5 protein-coding genes and 1 pseudogene are annotated in these 3,716 nt (G+C 44.4%); all 6 read left to right on the forward strand.

Translation table 11 applies throughout. From position 1 onward, the window contains the following. Positions 1-37 precede the first annotated feature (37 nt). The 6 genes and pseudogenes from GAC_RS05870 (at position 38) to terL (ending at position 3,467) form a co-directional block, all read left to right on the forward strand. Positions 38-169, forward strand: coding sequence for a hypothetical protein (locus GAC_RS05870; RefSeq protein ID WP_241760092.1), 132 nt, complete (start codon positions 38-40; stop codon positions 167-169). Positions 170-174: 5 nt separating this feature from the next. Then, on the forward strand, positions 175-462 hold the full coding sequence (locus GAC_RS05875) for a head-tail connector protein (RefSeq protein ID WP_241760090.1): 288 nt from the start codon (positions 175-177) through the stop codon (positions 460-462). After that, a complete protein-coding gene (locus GAC_RS00545) occupies positions 459-845 on the forward strand; it encodes a hypothetical protein (protein WP_010267580.1) in 387 nt (128 codons plus the stop codon). The genes GAC_RS05875 and GAC_RS00545 overlap by 4 nt, the downstream gene beginning before the upstream one ends. Before the next feature lie 135 nt (positions 846-980). Further along, positions 981-1,226, forward strand: a complete 246-nt coding sequence (locus tag GAC_RS05880; RefSeq protein WP_241760091.1) for a hypothetical protein — start codon at positions 981-983, stop codon at positions 1,224-1,226. Positions 1,227-1,303: 77 nt separating this feature from the next. After that, positions 1,304-2,002, forward strand: coding sequence for a hypothetical protein (locus GAC_RS00555; protein ID WP_010264420.1), 699 nt, complete (start codon positions 1,304-1,306; stop codon positions 2,000-2,002). Between the two features lie 53 nt (positions 2,003-2,055). Next, a pseudogene (gene terL / locus GAC_RS00560) lies at positions 2,056-3,467 on the forward strand (phage terminase large subunit). The last annotated feature ends 249 nt before the right edge of the window (positions 3,468-3,716 follow it).

Below are 3,716 nucleotides of genomic sequence, written 5' to 3' on the forward strand. Positions count from 1 at the left end.
CAACAACAGCAGTGAGGACAGCTTACTGACAAGCATCATATCAATGTCTTCAGAGTACGCTCAATGGTATATAGGACAATCTCTCGGCAGGCAAACCTGGGTATTATCCTACAGTAGAGGCAATATTCCAAAAAAATATATTTGCCGTTTGGCCCAGTTGTTTCTGTAGTATCTGTGAGCGTAGCAACGCAAAATACTTCTTTGCGCTCCGTCACAAGAAAAGAGTATTCCATTGATAATCTGCAATCTAGTGTGGTACACGCGGCAATCGGCGCCACAAAAATAGAGATAGTGTACGAGGCTGGGTACGCGGACATGCGGGACGTTCCCACACAAATCAAGCATGGAATATTGCACCATGTAGCAGTCGCCTATAAAAGGCGAGATTCCATGACCGTCGAACATCTGGCGTTTATCAAGGAGATATACATGCCCTTTAGGGAAGTAAGGCTAGTGCTGTGAACATTGCAGACCTGTATGTTTTGGTATTGGAGCGCCTGAGATCGGACCATATCATGAGAAATTTAGTGAGCTGCATATATGAGCAGGCCCCCACCGTTGCAAGCATACCGTATGCTCATCTGCATATACGCCATGCTGAAGATATAGCAACATTTGACAAAGTGGCTTGCAAAGCGCACATGGCATGCTACATCTTCAGTTACGGCATTCTAGAAACCATAAAAATTGCGAAGTACGCAAGGAATGCATTACAGCAGCTGCTCCAGGAGCAGGAATTCATATTTGTCAGTAAGGGATATAGAGTAGTGCGAAACGGAGAGATCTTTCAATCTACCCTGAGCTTTGAGGTGTTAATAGATGATAGTCTTAAAATTCGGAAATGAAAGCGGCGACTACGTCACTTTAAATGGTATTCAGAGCGTTCGACTAACATTACGTAACAAAAATTCTGAGATTAGAAGCGCTCTCTCAGGGGGTGGAAAAACTCTCTCAACGGCGCAGGAGACAAGAATGTTGCGGTGCGCGTCACGGGAATTGCAGAACATTCAGCGGCAGAAAGCGTATTGCTGGAGGGTTCATTTGAAAACCGCGCTCTGAATTGTACATTGCTGCTTGGCAGCAACATTTGGAGAACAAAAGTGACTATGACGTGCTTTGTTGAGCTATATGAGTGGCATTATGAGGTCGGAAATTTAGGCACTTTCAACGTGGCGCTGATTAGCAGTGGGCTAGTTCACTACTATCAAAACGCGAAAGACGACTAACTCTCAACATATGAATAAATTAACTATAAGTTTATCTCAAACATGTAAGATTGCGCATATATTGCACGTTCTCATACATGGGCAGGGTAGTTTTCCACGGCCAAATAGCAAGCAAGTACTCCCCGGAAGCGAAGCGCTATATAGGGCTTGTGTTAAGGCACGGTACACCCAGCCAAGCCATGATAGTGCGTGGGATACTAAAAACCCACGCCCATGCGCGCTCATGCACGTCAAAAGCGATAGGTGTAGGAAGGCCCCGGAAGGAGCATCTGCACCTTCTCGAGAAGTATAAAGTACGCACACACAACAAGTGGACAGCAAGGGCCGATATCGCGCCAAGAAGGATGTTGCAGTGCAAACAATCTTCCCGGAGTATAGAGGATATTATACGCGTGTGCAAAGTGAAAAAGGCGGCTACATGCGCACACAAACAGTGGCAACACAGAGTGGCACATTCAACTCACTCTGTATTCAAGACCATGCTAAAAGTGAAAGTTGCACACGGTATGGACCCAACGCAGAGGGCAGGACAAACCAAAGAATCCAACATACGTGAAGCCGCAATATACGGCCGTGCATTGAAAAAACCGCAGAATAAGAAAGGTATATCGTTTATCTTTAAGCTTCTAATGAATCTGCTATTCGCACTAATTTTCCCGCAAATGTTCAAAGGAGACGTCGTTGTGCAATACATTCTCAAAGGACTTGAGCATCAACAGAAGGAAAAGGAAAAAGATTCAGGCCGCAGACATGGTTGTATGTGCATCGCGCGGTAACCCATAAACCACAAGCAGATGCAAAAAATCTGAAATCAACCGGAAGTTATTGTATGAAATTTATTGAATTTCTAAAGCTTGTCTTTGGGACTGTCGCCACCGATAGCCGATACGTTGACAACTGGCATATAAGAGCAATGTCAGACAGGTTGGAAGCGGCTTTAGCTGGGGAAATTAAGCGCCTTATAATAAACGTACCACCAAGATCTATGAAGTCTATATGCGTGAGCGTTGCATGGCCCGCATGGATTTTAGGTTTAAACCCAAAAGCTCGTATTATAGCCGCAAGTTACTCGCAAATTTTAAGCGAAAGGTTTTCATTGGATACAGGTATGTATTGCAAGCTACTTGGTACCAGGAGCTGTTTCCGGAAGTAAAAATCGTCAGAGATCAAAATACAAAGCATCGGTTCCAAACTACACAGCTAGGGTATAGATTTGCCACCTCAGTTGGAGGAACAATTACGGGGGAGGGTGGCAATTTCCTGATAGTGGATGATCCGATGAATCCTTTACAATCTGAAAGTAAAACATATAGACAAAAAGTCTGCAATTGGTTCGATCAAAGCCTGTTGACAAGGTTGAACGATAGGAAAAACGGAGTTGTGGTTGTGGTCATGCATAGGCTGCACACAGAAGATCTAACCGGGCATTTATTAGCAAAAAAGGGCTATGGCAACAGTTGGCACCATTTATCCCTACCACTGGTATCCACCAGAAAAACCAAAGTGTATGCTTTTGCTTTGCCACGTATACTACGGAGCAATGGCCGAAAATCGAGGAGGATATTGCATGTGAGGCAAGATAACGAGCCTTTGCGCAAAAGCATGAGTGTTCGGTACATAGAGCGCTTGAAGCAAGACGTTGGGACATACGCGTTTTCCTCGCAATACCAACAAGATCCTATAAATCTGGGCAAAGGCATCATAAAGCGTCAATGGTTCAGGCGTTATGTTGATCCAATACCACACAAAGAGTGTGTGATAGTGCAAAGTTGGGACACCGCGAGTACCACGGTCCGTAGTAGCAATTTTAGTGTATGCACCATCTGGGCACACAAGGGTAGGGACTTCTTCCTACTGGAAGTACACAGAGTCAAACTCAAATACGTCGCGCTCAAGGGATTAGTTTTGCACTTGGAAAGCCTGTGGAAGCCGCATGCCGTACTTATTGAGAGCAAGGCAAGCGGTATTCAACTTACCCAAGAGTTGAGCCATCTGCCGATCATATCGGTTGTCCCTACAGGTACAAAAGACATTAGGGTTTTTAAGATTATCCCGATGGTAGAGTCAGGCCGTGTATTTCTCCCACACGAAGCTTCATGGCTGGGTGATTTTGAACAAGAGGTATGTTCATTTCCGTACTACAAGCATGATGACCAAGTTGACAGCATGACGCAGTTCTTATTATGGGCTCATAACACAATATCGGCAGAGGAGGCACGCCCACAAATTAGAGCAATCTAGTAGGGAAGGGGATGCCAATCCCGCTTCTGTTCCGACGTTAAAACTCAAACTTGAAGAAGTATGTGAGAATTTGGGGCGGAAATGGATAGAAAATTTCTCAATTAGCTTGAATACATAATATATATTATGGAAAATAAATCAAAATCTCGAATAGAAGCCGGATATATAAAGTTATGAGTATGAATTTCACAACAACACACCATAACTATCGTTCCAGCCCAGACTACAATGTCTGTGTGGGTTGGGGAT

Source organism: Anaplasma marginale str. Florida (genome assembly GCF_000215485.1).
Classification (GTDB): domain Bacteria; phylum Pseudomonadota; class Alphaproteobacteria; order Rickettsiales; family Anaplasmataceae; genus Anaplasma; species Anaplasma marginale.

What these genes read in the sequence shown, in the direction of transcription:
- GAC_RS00555 (WP_010264420.1), top strand. Translation starts at nt 1,304, where the DNA reads ATGGGCAGGGTAGTTTTCCACGGCCAAATAGCAAGCAAGTACTCCCCG.